Origin of the sequence: Pseudomonas sp. Colony2 (genome assembly GCF_019382755.1) — a bacterium.
GTDB lineage: Bacteria > Pseudomonadota > Gammaproteobacteria > Pseudomonadales > Pseudomonadaceae > Aquipseudomonas.
In genome coordinates this window covers 1,252,752-1,254,550 of sequence record NZ_CP080030.1, presented here as the reverse complement: position 1 = coordinate 1,254,550, position 1,799 = coordinate 1,252,752, and the positions used below count along the sequence as shown (strand labels likewise).

2 protein-coding genes are annotated in these 1,799 nt (G+C 62.3%); both read right to left on the bottom strand.

The features are described from left to right. Positions 1-38: 38 nt before the first annotated feature. Entirely contained in the window at positions 39-1,220 is a 1,182-nt protein-coding gene (gene purT / locus JV201_RS05200) for a formate-dependent phosphoribosylglycinamide formyltransferase (protein WP_023659130.1), read from the bottom strand. 69 nt (positions 1,221-1,289) lie between these two features. After that, positions 1,290-1,757: a hypothetical protein gene (locus JV201_RS05195; RefSeq protein WP_003209599.1), complete on the bottom strand. Its 468-nt coding sequence runs from the start codon at positions 1,755-1,757 to the stop codon at positions 1,290-1,292. Positions 1,758-1,799 lie beyond the last annotated feature (42 nt).

Here is a 1,799-nt window from a genome sequence, read left to right as displayed (position 1 = left end):
GCATTCCCACGCGGAGCGTGGGAACGATCGGNNNNGGGTTACAGCTCTACAACAACAGCCTTCGAAGCACGAGTGGCTTTAGCCCGCGCTGCCTCAATCGACTCATCCCGCGCCAGCGCCACGCCCATACGGCGCTGGCCATTCACTTCCGGCTTGCCGAACAGACGCAACGCCGTATCCGGCTCGCTCAAGGCTGCACCCAGGTTGGAAAACGCCGTCTGGGTCGACTTGCCTTCCACCAGGATCACTGCCGAAGCCGAAGGCCCGAACTGACGGATCAACGGGATCGGCAGGCCGAGAATTGCCCGCGCATGCAGGGCGAACTGAGACAAGTCCTGGGAAATCAGGGTCACCAGGCCAGTGTCATGGGGGCGCGGCGACACTTCGCTGAACCACACCTGATCGCCTTTGATAAACAGCTCGACGCCAAACAGACCACGACCACCCAACGCTTCGGTTACCGCCTTGGCAACGCGCTCGGATTCCGCCAGTGCAATCGGGCTCATGGCCTGTGGCTGCCAGGATTCCTGATAGTCGCCCTTCTCCTGACGGTGACCGACAGGCGCACAGAAGGTAGTGCCGCCAATGTGGCGCACGGTCAGCAGGGTGATTTCGTAGTCGAAGTCGATAAAGCCTTCGATGATCACGCGGCCCTTGCCGGCACGCCCGCCTTCCTGGGCGTAATCCCAGGCTTTCTGCACGTCATCGGCGCTGCGCAGCAGGCTCTGGCCCTTGCCCGACGAACTCATCACCGGCTTGACCACACACGGGAAGCCCAGGTCGGTGACGGCCTTGCTGTAGTCCTCGAAGGTGTCGGCGAAGTGGTACGGCGAGGTCGGCAGGTCCAGCTCTTCGGCGGCCAGGCGACGGATACCTTCGCGGTTCATGGTCAGCAACGTCGCGCGGGCGGTCGGGATCACGGTGAAGCCTTCGGCTTCCAGCTCCACGAGGGTGGCGGTGGCGATCGCTTCAATTTCCGGCACGATGAAGTGCGGCTTTTCGGCTTCGATCACGGCACGCAGCGCGGCACCGTCGAGCATGTTGATCACGTGGCTGCGGTGGGCAACCTGCATGGCCGGCGCGTTGGCGTAGCGATCCACGGCAATCACTTCAACGCCCAGGCGTTGCAGTTCGATTACCACTTCCTTGCCCAGCTCACCGCAGCCACACAGCATTACGCGGGTCGCGGTTGGCGACAATGGAGTTCCGATTCGGGTCATCTCAGGTCCTCAGGGGAGCGGATCGTGGGGAGAAAGGCCGGCATTTTACATGAACTGTAAGGATTGGCTTCAGTTGGCGACGCGCTGCCGGCGCAAACGCCAGGCCATGGCCAGCCACACCACGGTAACGCCGGCGAATTTCGACACCAGGGCAGTGCCGGCGACCGCGGGCGTCAAGGCGCCGATCAGGCCGAAAAAGATGAAGGTATCGAGGGGGATACTCAGCGCCGAACTTATCCACAGGCGGTCGTGGAGTGGGCGCTTGGTGATGCTGAACACCAGCCAGTCAATGCATTCGGACACCGCGAACGCCGTGGCGCTGGCCAGGGCGATGGACGGATCGGAGGTGATATAGGACAGCACCAGCGCCGCCAGCATGGCGATGATCGCGCCATGGCCGAAACGGGTTTGCACCATGTCCCGCAGGACAAATACCAGGCCGCCCCAGGCAGACCAGATGACATCCAGGTGCGGAGCGGTAGAAAAGGCGAAGTTGATCAGCACGACGCTGCTGATGTAGGCAATCAGGAAGAACATGGGGCGAGGGACCTGTGAACAAGGGGCACAGGGTACTTCACA